This window comes from Streptomyces sp. NPDC031466 (assembly GCF_055581265.1).
Genome location: NZ_JBVIJT010000010.1, coordinates 232,684 through 254,868 on the forward strand (window position 1 = coordinate 232,684; position 22,185 = coordinate 254,868).

The following is a 22,185-nucleotide window of genomic DNA, read 5'->3' on the forward strand; positions in this document are numbered from 1 at the left end:
TGAGGACCTGGCCTTTCTCGCGCGGAGAGCTTTTGTGTGCTGTTGTCCGGGAGGACGTCTCTACGGAGTGGCACGGTTGCGGTGATCCGTAAGGTGCGGCGCATGACACAGCAGCCAGAGCTCCGGCGCACCCTCGGGGTTTTCGACGCGGTGATGATCGGCCTCGGGTCGATGGTGGGGGCGGGGATCTTCGCGGCGCTCGGGCCCGCGTCGGACGCGGCGGGGTCGGGACTGCTGGTCGGGCTCGCGCTCGCCGCCGTGGTCGCGTACTGCAACGCGACGGCGTCCGCGCGCCTCGCCGCCCGCTACCCCGCGTCCGGCGGCACCTACGTCTATGGACGGGAGCGGCTCGGGGAGTTCTGGGGGTATCTGGCGGGCTGGGCGTTCGTCGTCGGGAAGACGGCTTCCTGTGCGGCGATGGCGCTGACGGTGGGGACGTACGTGTGGCCGGGACAGGCGCACGCGGTGGCGGTCGCGGCCGTGGTGCTGCTCACCGCCGTGAATTACCTGGGTGTCCAGAAGTCGGCCTGGCTGACGCGCGGGATCGTGGCGGTGGTGCTCGCCGTGCTGGCGGCGGTCGTCGTCGCCTGTCTCGGCTCGGGGGCGTCCGGGGCCGGCCGGCTCGACGTGGGGCTCTCGGGCGGGATCGGCGGCGTGCTCCAGGCCGCCGGGCTGCTGTTCTTCGCCTTCGCGGGCTACGCGCGGATCGCGACGCTCGGCGAGGAGGTGCGCGACCCGGCGCGCACCATTCCGCGGGCGATCCCGCTGGCGTTGGGCATCACCCTGTGCGTGTACGCGGCCGTGGCGGTCGCCGTGCTCTCCGTCCTCGGGTCCGCGGGGCTCGCCGACGCGACCGCGCCGCTGGCCGACGCCGTACGGGCGGCGGGTGCGGCGGGGTTGGTCCCCGTCGTGCGGGTGGGCGCCGCCGTGGCGGCGCTCGGCTCGCTGCTCGCGCTGATCCTGGGCGTCTCGCGGACGACGCTGGCCATGGCGCGTGACAGCCATCTGCCGGGGGCGCTCGCGGCCGTGCATCCCCGCTTCCGGGTGCCGCACCGTGCGGAGTCGGCCGTCGGGGCGGTGGTCGCGGTGGCCGCGGCGACGGTGGACGTGCGCGGGGCGATCGGCTTCTCCTCCTTCGGGGTGCTCGTGTACTACGCGATCGCCAACGCCTCGGCGTGGACGCTCTCTTCGTCGCCCGCCGCGCGTGCCGTGCCCGCGGTGGGCGGCCTCGGCTGCGTGGTGCTGGCGTGCGCGCTGCCGGTGTCCTCCGTGCTGACCGGTGGGGCGGTGCTGGCGGTGGGGGTCGTGGCCTACGGAGTACGACGGTGGCGCTGACGGCGGTGAGGGCGGGCGGCACGCTTCCGGGGCGGGTGGTGCCTGGAGCGGAGGCCCCGTGCCGCGGCACGCGCGCGTAGGCCTCACGTCTGTGTTCGGGCCACGCACCCAGCGGCGTCTCGCCACGCCGGCAGTTCGACGCCGTCGTTGGCGTCCTCGTACCAGCCGGTGCCGTCGAGCCAGGCGGTGAGCCAGGACGCGAGGCTCGGGGAGTCGATAAACCAGGCGTGCTCGGGGTCGCCGCCGTTGGGCTCGAAGAGGAGCACCTGGCACTCGTCCGTACGGCAGTCCACGCACGCGTACATCGCGCAGCCCCAGTGGGATATCGGCAGCACGCCCTCGGGCCAGTGCCAGTCGTCGCGGTGGCGCATCCCGAGGTACTTCTCGACGGCGGGCGGCTCTCCCCCGGACGACTTCTCTTCGAGCAGGGGCAACAGGCCGTACTCCGGGCCGAATCCGCCGTCGCCTACGCGGGTGTACAGCGAGGCGAGCAGCGGCGGCAGGCGAAAGCCCAGGGCGGCCTCCGCCCGGGCCAGAGTGTCCGCGTCCACGGGCGCGGGCAGGGTGTCCCAGCCCCAGGGGCGGGTGGCGTGCGCCGCGGCGGCGGCACGGGCCAGCAACTGCTCGGTGTCCGTCATGAGTTCATGGTGGACCACGCCACTGACAATGCGGCCCGCCGGCGTCAGTAGCGCCCGGCGAACGGCTGGTCCGTGCGGACGATCTCACGGCCGAGCGGCAGGAGCGAGACCGGGATCAGCTTGAAGTTGGCGATGCCCAGGGGGATGCCGATGATCGTGACGCACAGGAGGAAGCCGGTCACGAGGTGGCCGATGGCGAGCCACCAGCCGGCGAGGACCAGCCACAGGACGTTGCCCACGCACGAGGGCGCTCCCGCCGCACGGCGCTCGACCGTGGTGTAGCCGAAGGGCCACAGGGCATAGCGGCCGATGCGGAAGCTGGCCAGGCCGAACGGGATGCCGATGATCGTGACGCAGAGCAGTACGCCCGCCAGCAGGTATCCGAGGAACATCCAGAAGCCGCAGAGGAGGAGCCATATGACGTTGAGGATTGCCTTCACTGGTGGCGACCTGCCATCTGCTCGAGCCGGGCGATGCGCTCCGCCATCGGCGGATGCGTGGAGAACATCTTGGACATGCCCTGCCCCGGGCGGAAGGGGTTGGCGATCATCATGTGACTCGCCGTCTCCAGGCGGGGTTCGGGCGGTAGCGGCAACTGCTTGGTGCCCACTTCCAGTTTGCGCAGGGCGCTCGCGAGGGCGAGCGGGTCGCCGGTCAGCTGGGCGCCGGAGGCGTCGGCCTCGTACTCCCTGGAACGGCTGATGGCCAGCTGGATGACGGAGGCCGCCAGCGGGCCGAGCAGTCCGATCAGGAGTGCTCCGAAGAGGCCCGGGCCCTCGTTGTCGTTCGACCGGCCGACGGGGATGAGCCAGGCGAAGTGGGCCAGGAACATGATCACGGAGGCCAGGGCGCCCGCGACGGAGGAGATCAGGATGTCGCGGTTGTAGACGTGGCTCAGCTCGTGGCCGATGACGCCGCGCAGCTCACGCTCGTCCAGAAGGCGCAGGATGCCGTCGGTGCAGCACACCGCCGCGTTGCGCGGGTTGCGGCCCGTCGCGAAGGCGTTCGGGGCCTCTGTGGGCGAGATGTACAGGCGGGGCATGGGCTGGCGGGCCTGCGTGGAGAGCTCGCGGACCATGCGGTACAGCGCGGGGGCCTCGAATTCGCTCACCGGGCGGGCCCGCATGGCGCGCAGGGCCAGCTTGTCGCTGTTCCAGTACGCGTACGCGTTGGTGCCGAGCGCCACCAGGAGCCCGACGCCCAGCCCCGTGCGCCCGAAGAAACTGCCGACGACAAGGATGAGCGCGGACAGCCCCCCGAGGAGTACGGCGGTCTTCAACCCGTTGTGCCGGCGGTGCACGGTACGCCCTCCTGGTGGTGCGTGGGGGAACCCTCTGTCGACTGGTGCTTCCACTGTTCAGTGGACCCTCCCGTACTGGTCAACGCCAGGCGGGGAGCACTAGTTCCCTTGTGCGCTCAGGAGCGGGTGTAGGCCGCGCGGGTGACGCCCCGGGGGCGCCCGGGGGCGGTGTCAGAAGAGGCCGGTGTCGGAGAACCTCAGGACGAGCTGGGGCGCTCCGGAGAGCGCGATGCCGAGGACGGCGGTCAGCGCGATAGCCGCCGTGAGCGGCACCGGTGCCCGGTGCTCGACCGGCTCGCCCTCAGGGGCGCGGAACAGGAGCGCGGTCCACTGGAGGTAGTAGTAGAGCGCGATCACGACGTTCGCGGCCATCACCACGGCGAGCCAGCCGAGGCCCGCGTCGACCGCGGCCGAGAAGACCGTGACCTTGGCGAAGAGGCCGATGATGCCGGGCGGCAGACCCGCGAGGCAGAGCAGGAAGAAGGCCAGTACGAGGGCGGCCAGGGGGCTGCGCGCGTACAGGCCGCGGTAGTCGCTGACGCGGTTCAGGCGCTGGGTGCGGCCGACGAGCGCGGCCACGGCGAAGGCCCCCAGGTTCACGGCGGCGTACATCAGGGCGTACGCGACGGTGGAGCCGACGGCCTTCTCGGCGCCCGCCTCGTTGTCGGCGTATCCGGCGGCGGCGATCGGCACCAGGAGGTAGCCGGCCTGGCCCACCGAGGACCAGGCGAGGAGGCGGACCGCGCTGTACGCGCGCGTGGACTGCTGCCGCAGCGCGGCGACGTTGCCCGCCGTCATGGTGAGCGCCGCGAGGACGGCGAGCACCGGGCCCCACACGTCCGCGTACGAGGGGAAGGCGACGACCGTCACGAGGATGAGCCCCGTGAAGCCGACGGCCTTTCCGACGACCGACAGGTACGCGGCGACGGGCAGGGGCGCGCCTACGTAGGTGTCCGGTACCCAGAAGTGGAAGGGGACGGCCGCCACCTTGAAGGCGAAGCCGACGAGGGTCAGGGCGACGCCGGTCTGGGCGAGCGTGTGCAGCTGCCCGCCGGTGACCTCGGGGTCCTGGAGCTTCGTCGCGATCTCGGTGAGGTGCATGGTGCCCGTCGCCGCGTACACGAAGCTGACGCCCAGGAGGGTCACGGCGGTCGCGGTGACCGAGGAGAGGAAGAACTTCAGGGCGGCTTCGGAGGAGCGCTTGTCGCCGTACTTGAGGCCCACCAAGGCGAAGGCGGGCAGGGAGGCCACCTCCAGGGCGACGACGAGCGTCGCAAGGTCGCGTGAGGCGGGCAGCAGGGCGGCGCCCGCGGCCGAGGACAGCAGCAGGAACCAGTACTCCCCCGCCGGGAGTTCGCCCTCGGCGTTCCCGGCGTCCTTCAGGGTGCTCATCGAGAGCAGAGCGGCCAACAGGGCGCCGCCGAGGACGAGGAGCTGGATGACCAGGGTGAAGCGGTCCGCGGTGTAGCTGCACGCGTGCGTGCCGCCGCCGGTCAGGCAGAAGGTCGAGCGGTCGTCGTCCAGGAGGGGCAGCAGGGCGAGGGCCGCCGCGGCAAGGCCCGCCACGGAGATCCAGCCGAGGAGCGTCTTCTTGCCGTCACCCACGAAGAGGTCGGCCACGAGCACGACGAGGCCGACGACCGCCGCGATGGTCGGCGGCGCGATCGCGAGCCAGTCGACGGACTGGACGAGGCTTGCGGCGCTTTCGGCGGCCACGGTCACGACTTGCCTCCAGTGAGGAGCTTCTGCACGGCCGGGTCGGTCAGGCCGAGGAGAGCCGCGGGCCAGAGTCCGGCGAGGACGGTGAGGGCGACGAGCGGCGTCCAGGCGGCGAACTCATGGCCGTGGACGTCGGCGATCGCCGTGGGTGCGGGCTCGGCGGTGGTGTGCGGCATCGGGCCCATGCAGACACGGCGTACGACGATGAGCATGTACGCGGCGGTGAGCAGGGTGCCGAAGGCGGCGATCGCCATGAAGGTGAGGAAGGCGGGGCGGCTCAGGTCGTCGGCGGGCTCGAACGCGCCGAACAGCGCGAGCATCTCGCCCCAGAACCCGGCCAGGCCCGGCAGTCCGAGGGAGGCGACGGCGCCGAAGGCGAGCAGGCCGCCGAGCCGGGGGGCCTTGCCGTAGAGCGCGGCGCCGGACTCCTGGGCGAGGGAGTCGAGGTCGGTGGTGCCGGTGCGGTCCTTGAGGGCGCCGACGAGGAAGAAGAGCAGGCCCGTGATGAGGCCGTGCGCGACGTTGGCGAACAGGGCGCCGTTCACACCGGTCGGGCTCATCGTCGCGATGCCGAGCAGGACGAAGCCCATGTGACCGACGGACGAGTACGCGATGAGGCGCTTGAGGTCGCCCTTCGCGCCGCGCTTGGCGAGGGCGAGGCAGGCCAGCGATCCATAGATGATCCCGACGACCGCGAAGGCGGCGAGGTACGGCGCGAACTCCCGCATCCCGTCGGGGGCGATGGGCAGCAGAATGCGGACGAACCCGTACGTACCCATCTTCAGCAGCACACCGGCCAGCAGCACGGAGCCGACGGTCGGCGCGGCGGTGTGGGCGTCCGGCAGCCAGCTGTGCAACGGCCACATCGGCGTCTTGACCGCGAGCCCGATCCCGATCGCCAAAACGGCCGTGACCTGCACCGATGTGGTCAGCCCAAGCCGATTGTCAGTGGCGAGTGCCACCATGTCGAAGGTGCCGGACTTGAGCCCGATCAGGAGCAGGCCCAGCAGCATCACGACGGAGCCGAGCAGCGTGTAGAGGATGAACTTCCAGGCGGCCCGGGTCCGTTGCTCGCCGCCCCAGCGGGCGATGAGGAAGTACATCGGGATGAGCACCATCTCGAACGCCAGGAAGAACAGCAGCAGATCGAGCACGGCGAAGGTCGCGAGGGTGCCGGACTCGAGGACGAGGACCAGTGCGACGAATGCCTTGGGGGACGGGCCCGCGGGCATCTTGAAGTAGCTGTGGAGCGCGCAGAGGAAGGTCAGCAGCGCGGTCAGGACCAGAAGGGGGAGCGAGATGCCGTCGATGCCGAGATGGATGCGCACGTCGAGTGCGGGGATCCAGCTGATATCGGTCGTGGCCTGCATCTTCGACGGCTGGTCGTGGTCGAAGCCGAGCGCGAGGGTGAGCGCCGCGATCAGGACGACGCCGGTCACCAGTACACCGTGGCGGAGCACGGCCTGGTCGGGTGACTTTCCCTTCAGCCCGGGCGGCGCCGGCAGAAGGGCGGCCACGGCGCCGATGAGCGGCCCGACGACGATCAACGCCAGAAGAAACTGCATCACGGACTCACTGATACCGATCACGGCTGCTCACGCTCCGGCGGTGGCGACAAGGACGGCGGCGACGGCCAGGACGACCGTGCCTGCGAGCAGCGCGCTCAGATAGGTCTGGATGTTGCCGGTCTGCGCGCGCCGGACGGCCGCGCCGAGCCAGCGGGGCACGGTGCCCGCGCCGCGCACGTACGTCTCGACGACCTCGCGGTCGAGGAAGCGGACGAGGCGTGCGGCGGCCTGGACCGGGCGGACGAACAGGGCGGCGTAGGCGGCGTCGAGGCGGAAACCGGCGGCCGCGTGGCGGTGCACGGGCCCGAGCAGCAGGCGGCCCGGGTCCGCCGGGTCGTCGGCCGAGGCGACGTCTCCGTACGCGGGGGCGTGCGAGGCGATGGCCTCTGCCTCGACCTGCCCGCCGTCACCTTCCGGGCTCGCCGCGACGGCGCCCAGCGGGACGCGCGCGGCGCGCGCGGTGGTGTGCCGCCACGCGCCGTACATGACGAGGGCGCCGGCGAGCGCCAGACCCGTGCCGAGGACGGAGGTCGTGAGCGTCGGGGAGAGCGAGTGGCCGTCGAACCAGTCCGGCAGGACACCGACGGCGGTACCGAAGGCGAGGGAGGGCACCGCGAGCACCCACAGCACGGCCGTCATGGCGAGCGGCTGCTTCCCGTGGTCAGGGACCTCGGCGCCCCTGCCGTGGAAGGCGAGCAGCCACAGGCGCGTCGCGTACGCGGCGGTGAGGAGGGCGGTGAGCAGACCGGCGACGAGGACGATCCAGCCGGCGGCGGCGGGCACGGGGCCGGCATGGCCGGTGGCCGTGTGCTCGGCGGCGCCGAGGACGGCCTCCTTGGAGAAGAAGCCGCTGAACGGCGGGATCGCGGCGAGCGCGAGGAGCGCCACGGTCATCGTCCAGTAGGCGTCCGGGACGCGGTCGCGCAGGCCCGTCATGCGGGACATGGCGGCCAGCGAGTTGGTGCCGGCGGCGTGGATCAGCACGCCCGCGGTGAGGAACAGCAGCGCCTTGAAGGCGCCGTGGGACAGGAGGTGGAAGACGGCGGCACCGCGGTCGCCGACGGCGAGGGCGCCGGTCATGTAGCCGAGCTGGCCGATCGTCGAGTACGCGAGGACGCGCTTGATGTCGTCCTGGGCGAGCGCGGCGAGGGCCGAACCGGCCATCGTGACGGCGGCCATGACGGCGAGGACGACCAGGGCCGCCCCGGAGGCGGCGAAGACGGGGAGGAGCCGGGCCACGAAGTAGACACCGGCGGCGACCATCGTCGCGGCGTGGATCAGCGCGGAGACGGGCGTGGGGCCCGCCATCGCGTCGGGCAGCCAGGTGTGCAGCGGGAACTGCGCGGACTTGCCCGCGACGCCCGCGAGGAGCAGCAGGGCGATGAGGGTGGGGTGGTCCAGACCGCCGTCCGCGACGCGCGCGGTGATCGTCGTGATGCGGAACGAGCCCGTGTCCGCGGCGAGGGCGAACAGGCCGATCAGGAAGGGGACGTCGCCGAGCTTGGTGACCAGGAAGGCCTTCAGGGAGGCCGCGCGCGCCTCGGGCGTCTCCCAGTAGTGGCCCACGAGGAAGTACGAGCAGATGCCCATGACCTCCCAGCCGACCAGGAGCACCATCAGGTCGCCGGAGTAGACGACGAGCAGCATCGCGGAGGTGAAGAGGGAGACGAGAGCGGCGTAGGAGGGGTAGCGCGGGTCCTCGCGGAGGTAGCCCGTCGAGTAGATCTGCACGCAGGAGGCGACGACGCCGACCAGGACGGCGACGAGGGCGGCGAAGCCGTCGATGTGCAGGGCGAGTTCGACGGGGACCGAACCGGTCGGGGTCAGCTCGGTCGCCGCGTCGACCGAGCGGCCGCCGCCCTGGCGGACGGCCACGAGCACGGCGAGCAGCAGCGCCGTCAGGGTGGGCAGGACCGCGAGGGGGCGTACGAGCCCGGGAGCCCGGCGGCCCAGGAGCAGGCCGGCGGCCGCGCCCAGGAACGGCAGAAGGGGGACGAGGACGGCGAGGGTGGTCGTGGTCACGCGGTGGCCTCGGCCTTCTGCGACTGCGGTGACTGCTGTGACTGCTGGGGGTCCTGCGACTCGTCCGGCTCCTGCGATTCCTCGGCCGCGTCGGGTGCGGAGGGCTCGGCGGTGTCGCGGAGGGCGTCGACGGCGGAGGTGCCGCGGTTGCGGTAGACCGCGAGGACGATGGCGAGGCCGATGCCGATCTCGGCGGCGGCGATGGCGATGGTGAACAGGGTCAGCGCCTGACCGGCGTGGAGGGAGTCGCGGAGCCAGACGTCGAAGGCGACGAGGTTGAGGTTGACGGCGTTGAGCATCAGCTCGACGGACATCAGGACCAGGATCGCGTTGCGCCGGGCGAGTACGCCGTAGAGGCCGACGCAGAAGAGGAGGACGGCGAGGACGGCCGGATAGGCGAGGTGGAGGTGCATCAGCGGTTCTCCTCGCGGTCCGTGGCCCGGGCATCCGCCGCGGCGTTCCTGCGGGACAGGGCGATCGCGCCGATCAGGGCGGCGAGCAGCAGGACGGAGAGCGCCTCGAAGGGGAGCACCCAGTGCCGGAAGAGGATCGATCCGCTCACGCGGGTGGAGCCTTGGGCGGCGCCGTCCAGGTCGATCACCGTGGTGCGGAAGGCGTCCACGACGACCCAGACCAGGGCGGACGCGGCGACGAGGGCCACCGCGAGCGCGACCGGGCGGTTGCCCGAATCGGCGTCCGGGGAACGGCCGATGGGTGCCCTCGTGAGCATCAGACCGAAGAGGAGCAGGACCACGACGGAGCCGACGTAGATGAGGACCTGCACCCAGGCGATGAACTCCGCGGTCAGCAGGAGGTACTCGACGGCGAGGCCGCCCAATGCCACGACCAGCCACAGGGCGGCGTGCACGAGCTGCCTGGTCGTGACGGTGATGACCGCCGCGCCGAGTGTGAGGAGACCGACGAGGAGGAAGGCGATCTCGACGCCGGTCGGGGAGAGGAAGCCGTGCGTTTCGGCGGCGATGTTCACGACTCCCCGCCCTTCGTCTCGGGGCCGGTGGCCGGCGGCTCGGGCGTGGCGGCCGTCGGCTCGGAGGGGGTGCCCGGCGACTGGGAGGCAGCGGCTTCGGCGGCTTCGGCGGCTTCGGCGGCTTCGGCGGCTGCCAGCTTTTCGGCGGTCTTGCGGGCGGCAGCGAGTTCCTTCGGGTCCTCGGCGCCGGGGTCCAGGGCGGGCGGGGCCGGGACCGTCCACATCCACTCGCGGAGCTTGTCGCGCTCGTGGGTGAGTTCGTGGATGTCGGTCTCGGCGTACTCGAACTCCGGTGACCAGAACAGGGCGTCGAAGGGGCAGACCTCGATGCAGATGCCGCAGTACATGCAGAGGGAGAAGTCGATGGCGAAGCGGTCGAGGACGTTGCGGCTGCGCTCACGGCCGCCGGGGGCGGCGGGCGGGACGGTCTCCTTGTGGGAGTCGATGTAGATGCACCAGTCGGGGCACTCACGGGCGCAGAGCATGCAGACCGTGCAGTTCTCCTCGAACAGGCCGATGACGCCCCGGGTGCGGGGCGGCAGTTCGGGCTGGTGCTCCGGGTACTGCTCGGTGACGGTCTTCTTCGTCATCGTGCGGAGGGTGACGGCGAGGCCCTTGGCGAGGCCGGATCCGGGGACGGGGGACATGGTTAGGAGATCGCCACCTTCACGATTCCGGTGAGCGCGATCTGCGCGAGGGCGAGGGGCACGAGCGTGGTCCAGGCGAGCTTTTGCAGCTGGTCCTCACGCAGACGGGGGTAGGAGACGCGCAGCCAGATCACGACGAAGGCGAGGACGGCCGTCTTCAGCAGGGTCCAGACCCAGCCGAGCCCGTCGGCGCCCCCCGGGCCGTGCCAGCCGCCCAGGAAGAGGACGGTGGTCAGGCCGCACAGGACGACGATCCCGGCGTACTCGGCGAGGAGGAACAGGGCGAAGCGCAGACCGGTGTACTCGGTGTAGGCGCCGAAGATGATCTCGGAGTCGGCGACGGGCATGTCGAAGGGCGGCCGCTGGAGTTCGGCGAGGCCCGCGACGAAGAAGACCAGGGCGCCGACGATCTGCCAGGGCAGCCACCACCACTCGAACGCGTCCACGATGGCGGGCAGCGAGACGGTGCCCGCCGCCATCGCGACCGAGGCGGCGGCGAGCAGCATCGGCAGCTCGTAGGCGAGGAGCTGGGCGGCGGTGCGCAGGCCGCCGAGGAGGGAGAACTTGTTGGCGCTGGCCCAGCCCGCCATGAGGGAACCGAGGACACCGATGCCCATGACCGCGAGGACGAAGAAGATGCCGGCGTCGACGACCTCGCCGACCGCGCCTTCGCCGGGGCCGATCGGGATCGCGACCAGGACGAGGAGGTAGGGGAGGAGGGCGATCGCGGGGGCCAGCTGGAAGACCCGGCGGTCGGCGTCGGCCGGGACGATGTCCTCCTTCTGGGCGAACTTGACGCCGTCGGCGACGAGTTGTGCCCAGCCGTGGAAACCGCCGGCGTACATAGGGCCGAGGCGGCCCTGCATGTGGGCCATCACCTTGTGCTCGGTCTGGCCGACCACGAGGGGCAGGACCAGGAACGCCGCGAAGACGATGACGAGGCGCAGGGCGACGTCGAGGGCGTCGTTCACTCGGTGCCTCCTCGGCGTTCGCCGGTCTCCGGGTTCTGGTCGGGGCCGGGTTCCGTGGACTCTGCGTCCTCGGTGGCCTCCGTTGCCTCGGTGGACCCGGTGGACCCCGTGGACTCGGCGGACTCGGTGGGGGTGGGCTGCTCGGGCCCTGAGGGCTCGGCGTCGCCGAACGTCGGGCGGGCGTGGTGCCACGGGGCGTCGGAGCTGCGCGGGGCTGGGCGCCGCTTGGGCTCGGGCTCCGCGGTGGGTGCGGGGGCAGGCGTTGCCTCGGTCGCCGGGGACGCCTCGGAGGCGGGACTTGCCTCGGAAGCGGGGCTCGCCCCGGTCGCCGGGGCCGCCTTGGACGCGGGAGCCGGTTCCGGCATCGGCGGTGTCGCTGACGCCGCGTCTGTGGGCGGGGTTTCCGTCTCCGTGGGCGGGGTTCCCGCGTCCGTGGGCGGGGTCCCCGTCTCCGACGAAGGGGAAGCTTCCGCCCGCTGGGACGCCGAACCCTGGCTGACGCTGCGCGAGCGCCTCGGGGGGCGGGGCGGGGTCGCCGCCGACCGGGCCTCGGCGGGCTCAGCGGCTGCCTGGTCCGCAGGCGAGGTTCCTCCGGTACCGGAAGCGCCGACCGCCGGCGGAGTCGTCGCCTGGCTTGCCGAGCCCTCGCTCACCGAGCGGGCCCGCCGCACCGGGCGCTCACCGGCCGCCGCACGGCCGGGCGCGCCCGCCGCACGAGCGGTTCGGGCCGGGGCCGGGGGGAGTTGGCCCTTCAGGGGGCCCCATTCGTTGGGGTCGGGAACACCGGGCGGCAGCATCTGGCGCCGCTTGGGGCCGCCGTGCTCGGACTCGCCCGGCTCCTTGGCGCCCGGCCAGGCCTTCGCGACGCGCGCCGCGAGGACGAAGTCCTTGCGCAAAGGGTGGCCCTCAAAGGTCTCGGGCAGCAGCAGCGGGGTCAGCCCGGGGTGGCCCTCGAACGTCACGCCGAACATCTCGTGCGTCTCGCGCTCGTGCCAGGCGGCGCCCGCGTAGACGTCCACGGCCGAGGCGAGCACCGGCGCGTCGTGCGCGACCGTCGTCCGCAGGAGGAGGCGTCGTACCGGGGAGAGCGCGACGACGTGGGCGGCGACGCGAAAGCCCGTGCCGGGCTCGTCGACGGCGCTCAGCCAGTCGAAGTAGGTGCAGCCCAGCGTGGCGCGGGCGGTTTCCAGGGCGGTGGTCCACTGGGCCGAGGGGACGTCGACGGTCAGTACGTCGTACGACTCCTCGGCCGTCGCCTCCGCGCCGAAGAGCTCCTCGACGGGGCTCGGCAGCCAGCCGGTCACCGGTCACCTTCCTGGGCCTCGGCGGTCGACTGCGTCTCTGGGCTCGTCTGCGTCTCTGGGGTCGTCTGCGTCTCGGGCGCGGCAGCCGGCCCCTGCACGAGACCGCTGCGCAGCGCCGCCGCGGAGGGCCGCGTGCCCTTGCCGTCCGTGTCCTTGCCGTCCGTGCCGTTGCCGTACCGCTCCCCCAGCGACTCGGCGGCGATCTTCTCCTGGAGCTTGAGGATGCCCTGGAGCAGTGCTTCTGGCCGCGGCGGGCAGCCGGGCACGTACACGTCGACCGGGATGATCTGGTCGACGCCCTTGGTGACGGAGTACGAGTCCCAGTAGGGGCCGCCGCAGTTGGAGCAGGCGCCGAAGGAGATGACGTACTTCGGTTCGGGCATCTGCTCGTACAGGCGCTTGACGGCGGGGGCCATCTTGTCGGTGACCGTGCCGGAGACGACCATCAGGTCGGCCTGGCGCGGCCCCGGCGCGAACGGGATGACGCCGAGCCGGATGAAGTCGTGGCGTGCCATGGAGGCGGCGATGAACTCGATGGCGCAGCAGGCGAGGCCGAAGTTGAAGACCCACAGGGAGTACCGGCGGCCCCAGTTGAGGACCACCTTCATCGGCTCGGGGGCCAGGCGGGAGAGCACGCCAAGCCGCTTCGGCTCCGGAAGATCCACGGGAGCGGGGGTCTCCACGGGAGCGGGGGTCACGGCACTCACGTCCATGCGAGGACGCCCTTCTTGTATGCGTACAGCAGGCCCACGGCGAGGAAGCCGAGGAAGATGAACATCTCCACGAGCGTCGCCGCGCCGTAGCCGGGCGCGGCGAAGACCGTCGCCCAGGGGAAGAGGAAGATCGAGTCGACGGCGAAGATCACGTAGAGGAAGGCGTAGACGTAGTAGCGGACCTGGGTGTGGGCCCAGCCCTCGCCGACGGGGTCGACACCGCATTCGTACGTCAGGAGCTTCTCGGGGGTGGGCACCACCGGGCGCAACAGGCGCCCCGCGCCGAACGCGACGGCGACGAACAGCACGCCCACGACGGCGAGCAGCCCGACGACGGAGTACGACTGGTAGTAGCTCGCCGCGACGTTCGTCACGTGCACGTCAGCCCCTCACTCACGTCAGTCCTCACTCCCTGAGCGCCCTTGATCCCTGGCCGGCCGCCCGTGATCCCGAGCCTGTTCGACGATCTGTACGCACGGGAGTCTAGGGCCTGCTAAAGACGGAGTAAGCAGAGTGTCACGCTTCGGGCAGGGCGGGGTGGGGTTATCCCCCCGGTGACCCGGGAGAGGACCTCATGGCGTTACGGCGGCGCGCCGGGCACTCTGGCGCATATGACCGCACGCGCCATGCCCCTGCCCGACGACCCGATGTCGCCCGGGCCCTCGTACGACGACCGACCGCCGCCCGCGCGATTCGCGTACGACCGGCACACCTGGAAGGAGATCGCTCACCTCCTGGTGAACCTGCCGCTCGGCATCGCCGGCTTCGTCTACGCGGTGGTCGTGCTGGCCGTGGGTGTCCCGCTGACGGTCACGGCCGTCGGGTTGCCGCTGCTCGCGGCGGGGTTGTCGGGGGCCCGTTGGCTGGGCAGGGCCGAGCGGGCGCGGGCCAGGAAGCTGCTCGGGGTGCGGGTCGAGGAGCCGAGTCCGATGTTGGTGCTCGGCGGTGGCGGCATCTTCGGCTGGCTCTGGTCGAGCCTGAAGGACCCGGTGGGGTGGCGCACCATGCTGTACGCGTTCATCCGGCTGCCGTGGGGGGTGCTCACCTTCGCCGTGACGATCACGGGGCTGTTCGTGCTCTGGCCGGTGCTGCCCTTCATCGTCCGGGGCCTCACCAACGCCGACCGGGCGATGGTGCGCGGGCTGCTCTGTCCCTCGGACGAGCTGGAGCGGCGCATCGCCGAGCTGGAGTCCGACCGGGGGGTGGTCGTGGACACCGCCGCCGCCGATCTGCGCCGCATCGAGCGCGATCTGCACGACGGCGCGCAGGCCCGCCTGGTCGCCCTCGCCATGGGTCTCGGCCTCGCCAAGGAGAAGCTCCTGGAGGACCCCGAGGTCGCGGCCTCGATGGTCGACGAGGCCCACGGCGAGGTGAAACTGGCCCTTCAGGAGCTGCGTGACCTGGCTCGCGGCATCCATCCGGCGGTCCTCACCGACCGCGGGCTGAACGCGGCGCTGTCCTCCGTGGCGTCGCGCTGCACGGTGCCCGTGAAGGTGACCGCCGACCTGCCGGAGCGGCCGGCGGCGGCCATCGAGGGCATCGCCTACTTCACGGTCTCCGAGCTGCTCCAGAACATCAGCAAGCACAGCGGGGCGAGGAGCGCGAGCGTAGAGGTGTGGCGGGCGGACGACCGGTTGCTCATACAGGTGTGGGACGACGGTCGGGGCGGGGCCGGGCTCGACGGCGGCAGCGGCCTGGCGGGGCTCTCGGACCGGCTCGGGTCGGTCGACGGCCTCTTGGCGATCGTCTCGCCGCAGGGCGGACCGACGACGATCACCGCGGAGCTGCCGTGGCGCGACCGGGCGCAGGACCACGTGTCCGGCGCGCGCGGAAGGTAGGGAAAACCCCCGCCCGAAGACGCCGACCTGCTCCATGGTCCCCGGCCCCCGCGGCGGCGAGGCTGGAAGCAGGAGAACACGGGAACCAGGCAGCTTCAGCAGAAACGGACGGCAGCGATGGCCACAGAGTACGGACAGGGGTACGCGCACAGGGACCGGCCGGACCTGCGCGGAACGGGTGGAGCGGACAGGCGCCGCCGTCTCCCGGCGGGGCTGCGCGCCCCGATCGAGGCGCGGACCTGGAAGGAGTTCGGCTACACCCTGCTGAGCCTGCCCATAGGCGTCATGTCCTTCGTCTTCGCCGTCACGATGCTCTCCCTCGGCATGGGCCTGCTGATCACCTTCATCGGCATACCGGTACTGGCCGGGGCCCTCGCCGGCTGTCGCGGCATCGGCGCCCTGGAGCGGACGCGCGCCCGGGGCCTGCTCGACCTGGACGTGGCAGCCCCGGAGCCGCTGCGGCCCAAGGGCGGCGGCGCCATGGCGGTCATCGGGGCCGTCCTCAAGTCCGGCGCGTCCTGGCGGCACCTGCTCTATTCGGTGCTGAAGCTGCCCTGGTCGCTGTTCTCGTTCGTCGTGACGGTGGTCTTCTGGTCGTACGGCTGGATGATGCTCACGTACCCGCTGTGGTTCTGGCTCTTCCCGGTCTACGGCGGCCAGGGCGGCATCCAGCTCTACGGCGACGACGGCCACCGCATCTACCTCGACAACCCCTTCGAGATCGGCGTCACGGCGGCGACCGGCCTGCTGATAACGCTGGCCACGCCGTGGATCCTGCGGGCCCTGACGACGGTGGACCGCGTGATGGTGCAGGGGCTGCTGGGCCCCTCGCGGCTCGCGACCCGCGTCGTCGAGCTGGAGTCGGACCGGGGCGTGGTCGTGGACACCGCCGCCGCCGATCTGCGCCGCATCGAGCGCGATCTGCACGACGGCGCGCAGGCCCGCCTGGTCGCCCTCGCCATGGATCTGGGGCTGGCCAAGGAGAAGCTGGCCGAGGACCCCGCGGCCGCGGCCCGCATGGTGGACGAGGCGCACGGCGAGGTGAAGGTCGCCCTTCAGGAGCTACGTGACCTGGCCCGCGGCATCCATCCGGCCGTCCTCACCGACCGCGGTCTCGACGCGGCGCTCTCCGCGCTGGCCGCGCGCTGCACCGTGCCGGTCCAGGTGGAGGTGGACCTGCCGAGCCGGCCGGCGGCCGCCATCGAGGGCATCGCCTACTTCACGGTCTCCGAGCTGCTCCAGAACATCAGCAAGCACAGCCGGGCGACCCAGGGCGCGGTCGACGTATGGCGTTCCGAGGACCGTCTGATGCTCCAGGTCACGGACAACGGCACGGGCGGCGCCGACGTCATGGCGGGCTCGGGTCTCACCGGCCTCGCGGAGCGGCTGGACGCGGTCGACGGAATCCTGGTGGTCGACTCGCCGCGGGGCGGCCCGACGACGATAACGGCGGAACTTCCGTGGCGGCACGCCTGACCCGGCCCGTCTGACCCCGGCCGTCTAACCCCGACCGTCCGACCCCGACCGTCTGACCCCGACCGTCCGACCCCGACCGTCCGACCCCGCGCGGCGGGCGGGGCAGTTATCCACAGGCCCAAGTGGCCGGCCGTGGATCGCGCGATACTGAGGTGCCGGACGGTCGGCCGACGCGACGGACGTCGGACCCGGGCCGCCGGACGAGCGCGGGGGGACAAGAACAGTGGAGGACAAAGTGCGGGTGGCCATCGCCGAGGATTCGGTGCTGCTCAGGGAGGGCCTGACCCGGTTGCTGACCGACCGCGGGCATGACGTGGTCGCGGGGGTGGGGGACGCCGACGCGCTGATCGAGACGATCACGGATCTCGCGGCCCGGGACGCCCTGCCGGACGTGGTCGTCGCCGATGTGCGGATGCCGCCGACACACACCGACGAGGGGGTACGGGCGGCGGTGCTGCTGCGCCACCGCCACCCGGGGCTCGGGGTGCTGGTCCTTTCGCAGTACGTCGAGGAGCAGTACGCCACCGAACTGCTCGCCGCATCCAGCCGGGGCGTGGGCTATCTGCTGAAGGACCGGGTCGCCGATGTGCGCGATTTCGTGGACGCGGTGGTGCGGGTGGCCGAGGGCGGCACGGCGCTCGACCCGGAGGTCGTCGCGCAGCTGCTGGGCCGCAGCCGCAAGCAGGACGTCCTCGCGGGGCTCACTCCGCGGGAGCGGGAGGTGCTCGGGCTGATGGCGGAGGGCCGGACGAACTCCGCGATCGCCCGCCAGCTCGTGGTGAGCGACGGCGCCGTCGAGAAGCACGTGAGCAACATCTTCCTGAAGCTCGGCCTGTCCCCGAGCGACGGGGACCACCGCCGGGTGCTCGCGGTCTTGACCTACCTCAACTCCTGACCGACCGGGGACACGCGAACGGGGGACGTCAGGTCCGGGTCAGGCAGCGGTCAGGGGCAGGCCGTAGAGAGTCCTACAACCAAAGGATGAGCGGGAGCGTCAGCTACGAGGGGCCGGGGGGTCGGGCACATCATGGCAAAACGGGACAGAAAACCGTCTCAAAAGGACATTCAAAATACGAGCCACCCGGGGCAGGCACCCCTTACAGACGTAGGGTGGGCCTTGGGAACGCCGGGCGTCCCGGCGTTTACCCTCAGCCGCCTTGAGGGAGGTCCAGTTCAGTGACCAGCCAGGTCAGTAGCGAAGCCGAGCAGGCCGACGAGGCAATCGTCGGAGAGCAACGCAGGCCCGCGGGTGGAAAAGACGTACAGCGCCTCGACCGGGTGATCATCCGCTTCGCGGGTGACTCGGGTGATGGCATGCAGCTGACGGGTGACCGTTTCACGTCGGAGACCGCGTCGTTCGGCAACGACCTGTCGACGTTGCCGAACTTCCCGGCGGAGATCCGGGCGCCGGCGGGGACGTTGCCGGGTGTGTCCTCTTTCCAGGTGCATTTCGCCGATCACGACATCCTTACTCCAGGGGATGCGCCGAATGTGCTGGTGGCGATGAATCCGGCGGCGCTGAAGGCGAACATCGGGGACGTGCCGCGGGGCGCGGAGATCATCGTGAACACGGATGAGTTCTCCACGAGGGCGATGCAGAAGGTCGGGTACGACACCTCGCCGCTGGAGGACGGTTCGCTGGACGCCTACCGGGTGCACCAGGTGCCGTTGACGGCGTTGACGGTGGAGGCGTTGAAGGACTTCGACCTCTCGCGCAAGGACGCGGGGCGTTGCAAGAACATGTTCGCGCTGGGCTTGTTGTCGTGGATGTATCACCGGCCGACGGAGGGCACGGAGCGGTTCCTGCGGTCGAAGTTCGCGAAGAAGCCCGAGATCGCGGAGGCGAATGTCGCGGCGTTCCGCGCGGGGTGGAACTTCGGGGAGACGACCGAGGACTTCGCGGTCTCGTACGAGGTGGCGCCGGCGGCGGCCGCGTTCCCCGCGGGCACCTACCGCAATATCTCCGGCAACCTGGCGCTGTCGTACGGATTGATCGCGGCGGCGCGTCAGGCGGATCTGCCGCTGTACTTGGGTTCGTATCCGATCACGCCGGCCTCGGACATCCTGCATGAGCTGTCCCGGCACAAGAACTTCGGGGTGCGCACGTTCCAGGCGGAGGACGAGATCGCCGGGATCGGGGCGGCGCTGGGGGCGGCGTTCGGCGGGTCGCTGGCGGTGACGACGACCTCCGGGCCCGGCGTGGCGCTGAAGTCGGAGACGATCGGTCTGGCGGTCTCCCTGGAACTGCCGCTGCTGATCGTGGACATCCAGCGCGGCGGCCCTTCCACTGGGCTGCCGACCAAGACCGAGCAGGCGGACCTGCTGCAGGCGATGTACGGGCGCAACGGCGAGGCGCCGGTGCCGGTGGTGGCCCCCAGGACCGCGGCGGACTGCTTCGACGCTGCGCTGGAGGCGGCGCGGATCGCGCTGACCTACCGCACCCCCGTCTTCCTGCTCAGCGACGGCTATCTGGCCAACGGCAGCGAGCCGTGGCGTATCCCGCAACCGGAGGAACTGCCCGATCTGCGCGTGCAGTTCGCCACCGGCCCCAATCACACCCAGGCCGACGGCAGCGAGGTGTTCTGGCCCTACAAACGGGATCCGCGCACGCTGGCACGGCCGTGGGCGATTCCGGGAACGCCGGGGCTGGAACACCGGATCGGCGGCATCGAGAAACAGGACGGCACGGGCAACATCTCCTACGACCCGGCCAACCACGACTTCATGGTCCGCACCCGGCAGGCCAAGATCGATGGCATCGAGGTGCCCGACCTCGACGTCGAGGACCCCAGCGGGGAAGCGGACACGCTGGTCCTGGGCTGGGGCTCCACCTACGGACCCATCACCGCGGCCGTGCGCCGGCTGCGCGCGGCCGGCGTCCCCATCGCCCAGGCCCATCTGCGCCACCTCAACCCCTTCCCCCGCAACCTGGGCGACATCCTGGGCCGCTACTCCAAGGTGGTGATCCCGGAGATGAACCTCGGCCAGCTCGCCACCCTCGTCCGGGCGAAGTACCTGGTGGACGCGGTCTCGTACAACCAGGTCAACGGCATGCCGTTCAAGGCCGAGCAGCTGGCCACGGCTCTCAAGGAGGCCATCGATGACTGACTCCGGCAACGCACTGCTGCACCTGGTCCCCAAGACCGAGGCCAAACAGTCCATGAAGGACTTCAAGACCGACCAGGAAGTGCGCTGGTGCCCGGGCTGCGGCGACTACGCCGTCCTGGCCGCCGTCCAGGGCTTCATGCCCGAGTTGGGCCTGGCCAAAGAGAACATCGTCTTCGTCTCCGGCATCGGCTGCTCCTCCCGCTTCCCGTACTACATGAACACCTACGGGATGCACTCCATCCACGGCCGCGCCCCCGCCATCGCCACCGGCCTGGCCTCTTCCCGCCGCGACCTGAGCGTGTGGGTGGTCACCGGCGACGGCGACGCCCTGTCCATCGGCGGCAACCACCTGATCCACGCCCTGCGCCGCAACGTCAACCTGAAGATCCTGCTCTTCAACAACCGCATCTACGGCCTGACCAAGGGCCAGTACAGCCCCACCTCGGAGCTCGGCAAGATCACCAAATCCACGCCGATGGGCTCCCTGGATGCCCCGTTCAACCCCGTCTCCCTGGCCATCGGCGCGGAGGCCTCCTTCGTGGCACGGACGGTGGACTCCGACCGCAAACACCTCACGTCGGTGCTGCGCGCGGCCGCCGAGCACCCGGGCACGGCGCTGGTGGAGATCTACCAGAACTGCAACATCTTCAACGACGGCGCCTTCGAGGTCCTCAAGGACAAACAGCAGGCCGAGGAAGCCGTCATCCGCCTGGAACACGGACAGCCGATCCGCTTCGGCACCGACCAGTCGAAGGGCGTCGTGCGCGACCCGGCCACCGGCGACCTCGAAGTCGTCGCCGTCACCCCGGCCAACGAGGCCGACATCCTCACCCACGACGCCCACGCCACCTCCCCCACCACAGCGTTCGCGCTCTCCCGCCTCGCGGACCCCGACACGCTGCACCACACCCCGATCGGCGTCTTCCGCGACATCCGACGCCCGGTCTACGACACCCTCATGGCCGACCAGCTCGACACCGCCATCGAACAGAACGGCAAGGGCGACCTCGCCGCACTGCTCACCGGCACCGACACCTGGACCGTCACCGGCTGACCGGGAACCGCCCCGGCCGAGGACCGCCCTCGCCGGCGGACGCCTTCGCACCGAGCCCGGCTCTGCGCCTTCAAGGTCTCAGGGCCGGGCTTCGTCGTACGCCTGGCGCGCCTTCTGGTCGTACTCCTGGCGCGCCTTCTGCACGTCGGCCATGCGCCGTTCCGTCCAGGCCGCGAGGGTTCTGACCTGCTCGGCGGCCTCGCGGCCGAGGTCCGTCAGGGAGTAGTCCACGCGGGGCGGGATGACCGGCTTGGCGTCGCGGTGCACCAGGCCGTCGCGCTCCAGGGTCTGCAGGGTCTGGGTCAGCATCTTCTCGCTGACGCGACCGATCTCGCGGCGCAGCTCGCTGAAGCGGTACGAGCGTTCTTCGAGCGCGATCAGGATCAGGACACCCCAGCGGCTGGTGACGTGCTCCAGGACCAGGCGGTAGGGGCACATCTCTTCGTTGACGCCACGGGTTCCAGGGCTTACGGACATACCAGTACCTTACTTCAAAGTGGGTACTTACGCATAGTTAGTGCCGGGCTTAGAGTGAGTGGCAGACCGCATCGGAAGTGGAGATTTCAGACATGAGCATCGTTGTCACCGGAGCCACCGGGAACCTGGGCCGTCTCGTCATCGAGGGACTGCTCGCCGCCGAGGTCCCCGCGGGGGAGATCGCAGCCGTCGTGCGCGACAAGGGCAAGGCCGCCGAGCTCGCGGAGCGCGGCGTCGAGCTGCGCACGGCCGACTACAACGACCCCGCGACCCTGCGCGGCGTCTTCCACGCGGGTGACCGCGTGCTGTTGATCTCCGGCAGCGAGGTCGGGCGGCGCGTGGAGCAGCACCGCGCGGTGATCGACGCCGCGCGCGAGGCGGGCGTGGCGCTGCTCGCCTACACGGGCATCCTCGGCGGCCCGGAGGCCGACTTCGACCTGGCGGCCGAGCACAAGGCCACCGAGCGGCTGATCCTCGACTCCGGCCTGCCGTTCACCTTCCTGCGCAACGGCTGGTACCACGAGAACTACACCGAGCACCTCGCCCCGGTGCTGGAGCACGGCGTGGTCATCGGCTCCGCGGGCGAGGGCCGTATCGCCTCGGCCTCGCGCGCCGACTACGCCGCGGCCGCCGTCGCCGTACTCACCGGCGAGGGCCACGAGGGCAAGACCTACGAGCTGAGCGGCGACGTCGCGTGGAGCCTGGCCGAGTATGCCGCCGAGGTCGCCCGGCAGAGCGGCAAGGACATCAGCCATGCGAACGTGCCGGCCGAGGAGCACCTCGCCGTGCTGACCGGCGCGGGAGTGCCCGAGCCGATGGCGGCGATCCTCGTCGACGTGGACGCGGCCATCGGGCGGGGGCGCCTTGCGGGCACCAGCGGGGACCTGGCCCGTCTGATCGGCCGCCCGACCACGCCGCTCGCCGACGCGGTGGCCGCGGGGCTCCGCCGCTGAGGCAGCCCTTGGCCGGGCCGCGCCCGGCTCCTCGGCGTCATGAGTGTCCGGGCCATACGGACATGACAGGTGCG

Annotated in this window: 21 protein-coding genes; 7 read left to right on the forward strand and 14 right to left on the reverse strand. The window is 71.3% G+C overall.

The features are described from left to right. Positions 1-102 precede the first annotated feature (102 nt). Positions 103-1,335, forward strand: coding sequence for an APC family permease (locus ACZ5GP_RS25675; protein WP_468753033.1), 1,233 nt, complete (start codon positions 103-105; stop codon positions 1,333-1,335). Positions 1,336-1,418: 83 nt separating this feature from the next. Here ACZ5GP_RS25675 and ACZ5GP_RS25680 read toward each other — a convergent pair whose 3' ends face one another. The 13 genes from ACZ5GP_RS25680 to ACZ5GP_RS25740 all read right to left on the reverse strand — a co-directional run bounded on the left by ACZ5GP_RS25680 (position 1,419) and on the right by ACZ5GP_RS25740 (position 13,585). Beyond that, the gene (locus tag ACZ5GP_RS25680; protein ID WP_468753034.1) at positions 1,419-1,973 is read right to left on the reverse strand and encodes an SMI1/KNR4 family protein; all 555 of its coding nucleotides are present in this window, start codon (positions 1,971-1,973) and stop codon (positions 1,419-1,421) included. A gap of 44 nt (positions 1,974-2,017) precedes the next feature. After that, positions 2,018-2,413 carry a YccF domain-containing protein gene (locus ACZ5GP_RS25685; protein WP_468753035.1) on the reverse strand — a complete coding sequence of 132 codons (396 nt, stop codon included), beginning with the start codon at positions 2,411-2,413 and terminating at the stop codon, positions 2,018-2,020. Continuing rightward, positions 2,410-3,273, reverse strand: coding sequence for a zinc metalloprotease HtpX (gene htpX, locus ACZ5GP_RS25690; protein ID WP_468753036.1), 864 nt, complete (start codon positions 3,271-3,273; stop codon positions 2,410-2,412). Before htpX ends, ACZ5GP_RS25685 begins: the two co-directional genes overlap by 4 nt. Positions 3,274-3,444: 171 nt before the next feature. Next, positions 3,445-4,995 carry an NADH-quinone oxidoreductase subunit N gene (locus tag ACZ5GP_RS25695; RefSeq protein ID WP_468753037.1) on the reverse strand — a complete coding sequence of 517 codons (1,551 nt, stop codon included), beginning with the start codon at positions 4,993-4,995 and terminating at the stop codon, positions 3,445-3,447. Next, positions 4,992-6,581: a complex I subunit 4 family protein gene (locus tag ACZ5GP_RS25700; RefSeq protein ID WP_468753038.1), complete on the reverse strand. Its 1,590-nt coding sequence runs from the start codon at positions 6,579-6,581 to the stop codon at positions 4,992-4,994. Before ACZ5GP_RS25700 ends, ACZ5GP_RS25695 begins: the two co-directional genes overlap by 4 nt. A 6-nt stretch (positions 6,582-6,587) precedes the next feature. Beyond that, on the reverse strand, positions 6,588-8,582 hold the full coding sequence (locus ACZ5GP_RS25705) for an NADH-quinone oxidoreductase subunit 5 family protein (RefSeq protein ID WP_468753039.1): 1,995 nt from the start codon (positions 8,580-8,582) through the stop codon (positions 6,588-6,590). Next, the gene (nuoK, locus tag ACZ5GP_RS25710) at positions 8,579-8,995 is read right to left on the reverse strand and encodes an NADH-quinone oxidoreductase subunit NuoK (protein ID WP_468753040.1); all 417 of its coding nucleotides are present in this window, start codon (positions 8,993-8,995) and stop codon (positions 8,579-8,581) included. The genes ACZ5GP_RS25705 and nuoK overlap by 4 nt, the downstream gene beginning before the upstream one ends. Next, a complete protein-coding gene (locus ACZ5GP_RS25715; protein ID WP_468753041.1) occupies positions 8,995-9,570 on the reverse strand; it encodes an NADH-quinone oxidoreductase subunit J family protein in 576 nt (191 codons plus the stop codon). The genes nuoK and ACZ5GP_RS25715 overlap by 1 nt, the downstream gene beginning before the upstream one ends. Beyond that, the gene (locus ACZ5GP_RS25720) at positions 9,567-10,217 is read right to left on the reverse strand and encodes a NuoI/complex I 23 kDa subunit family protein (RefSeq protein WP_468753042.1); all 651 of its coding nucleotides are present in this window, start codon (positions 10,215-10,217) and stop codon (positions 9,567-9,569) included. Before ACZ5GP_RS25720 ends, ACZ5GP_RS25715 begins: the two co-directional genes overlap by 4 nt. A gap of 2 nt (positions 10,218-10,219) precedes the next feature. Beyond that, entirely contained in the window at positions 10,220-11,188 is a 969-nt protein-coding gene (locus ACZ5GP_RS25725) for a complex I subunit 1/NuoH family protein (RefSeq protein WP_468753043.1), read from the reverse strand. Beyond that, positions 11,185-12,492 carry an NADH-quinone oxidoreductase subunit C gene (locus tag ACZ5GP_RS25730; RefSeq protein ID WP_468753044.1) on the reverse strand — a complete coding sequence of 436 codons (1,308 nt, stop codon included), beginning with the start codon at positions 12,490-12,492 and terminating at the stop codon, positions 11,185-11,187. The genes ACZ5GP_RS25725 and ACZ5GP_RS25730 overlap by 4 nt, the downstream gene beginning before the upstream one ends. Next, positions 12,489-13,205 carry an NADH-quinone oxidoreductase subunit B gene (locus ACZ5GP_RS25735; protein WP_468753045.1) on the reverse strand — a complete coding sequence of 239 codons (717 nt, stop codon included), beginning with the start codon at positions 13,203-13,205 and terminating at the stop codon, positions 12,489-12,491. The genes ACZ5GP_RS25730 and ACZ5GP_RS25735 overlap by 4 nt, the downstream gene beginning before the upstream one ends. Continuing rightward, complete coding sequence (locus tag ACZ5GP_RS25740) at positions 13,196-13,585, reverse strand: NADH-quinone oxidoreductase subunit A (protein ID WP_468753046.1); 390 nt, start codon at positions 13,583-13,585, stop codon at positions 13,196-13,198. The genes ACZ5GP_RS25735 and ACZ5GP_RS25740 overlap by 10 nt, the downstream gene beginning before the upstream one ends. A gap of 231 nt (positions 13,586-13,816) precedes the next feature. Between ACZ5GP_RS25740 and ACZ5GP_RS25745 the strand changes: the two genes are divergently transcribed. From ACZ5GP_RS25745 to ACZ5GP_RS25765, 5 genes are all read left to right on the forward strand, one after another. Continuing rightward, positions 13,817-15,043 (forward strand): sensor histidine kinase, encoded by a 1,227-nt coding sequence (locus ACZ5GP_RS25745; RefSeq protein ID WP_468753047.1) that lies wholly within the window; start codon positions 13,817-13,819, stop codon positions 15,041-15,043. 117 nt (positions 15,044-15,160) lie between these two features. Further along, positions 15,161-16,519, forward strand: coding sequence for a sensor histidine kinase (locus ACZ5GP_RS25750; RefSeq protein WP_468753048.1), 1,359 nt, complete (start codon positions 15,161-15,163; stop codon positions 16,517-16,519). A gap of 235 nt (positions 16,520-16,754) precedes the next feature. After that, positions 16,755-17,414 carry a LuxR C-terminal-related transcriptional regulator gene (locus tag ACZ5GP_RS25755; protein ID WP_468753169.1) on the forward strand — a complete coding sequence of 220 codons (660 nt, stop codon included), beginning with the start codon at positions 16,755-16,757 and terminating at the stop codon, positions 17,412-17,414. A 281-nt stretch (positions 17,415-17,695) separates the two neighbouring features. Then, positions 17,696-19,627, forward strand: coding sequence for a 2-oxoacid:acceptor oxidoreductase subunit alpha (locus ACZ5GP_RS25760; RefSeq protein WP_468753049.1), 1,932 nt, complete (start codon positions 17,696-17,698; stop codon positions 19,625-19,627). Next, a complete protein-coding gene (locus ACZ5GP_RS25765) occupies positions 19,620-20,681 on the forward strand; it encodes a 2-oxoacid:ferredoxin oxidoreductase subunit beta (protein ID WP_468753050.1) in 1,062 nt (353 codons plus the stop codon). The genes ACZ5GP_RS25760 and ACZ5GP_RS25765 overlap by 8 nt, the downstream gene beginning before the upstream one ends. Positions 20,682-20,759: 78 nt before the next feature. Here ACZ5GP_RS25765 and ACZ5GP_RS25770 read toward each other — a convergent pair whose 3' ends face one another. Then, a complete protein-coding gene (locus ACZ5GP_RS25770) occupies positions 20,760-21,158 on the reverse strand; it encodes a winged helix-turn-helix transcriptional regulator (RefSeq protein WP_468753051.1) in 399 nt (132 codons plus the stop codon). A gap of 92 nt (positions 21,159-21,250) precedes the next feature. Between ACZ5GP_RS25770 and ACZ5GP_RS25775 the strand changes: the two genes are divergently transcribed. Then, positions 21,251-22,111 (forward strand): SDR family oxidoreductase, encoded by an 861-nt coding sequence (locus ACZ5GP_RS25775; protein WP_468753052.1) that lies wholly within the window; start codon positions 21,251-21,253, stop codon positions 22,109-22,111. The last annotated feature ends 74 nt before the right edge of the window (positions 22,112-22,185 follow it).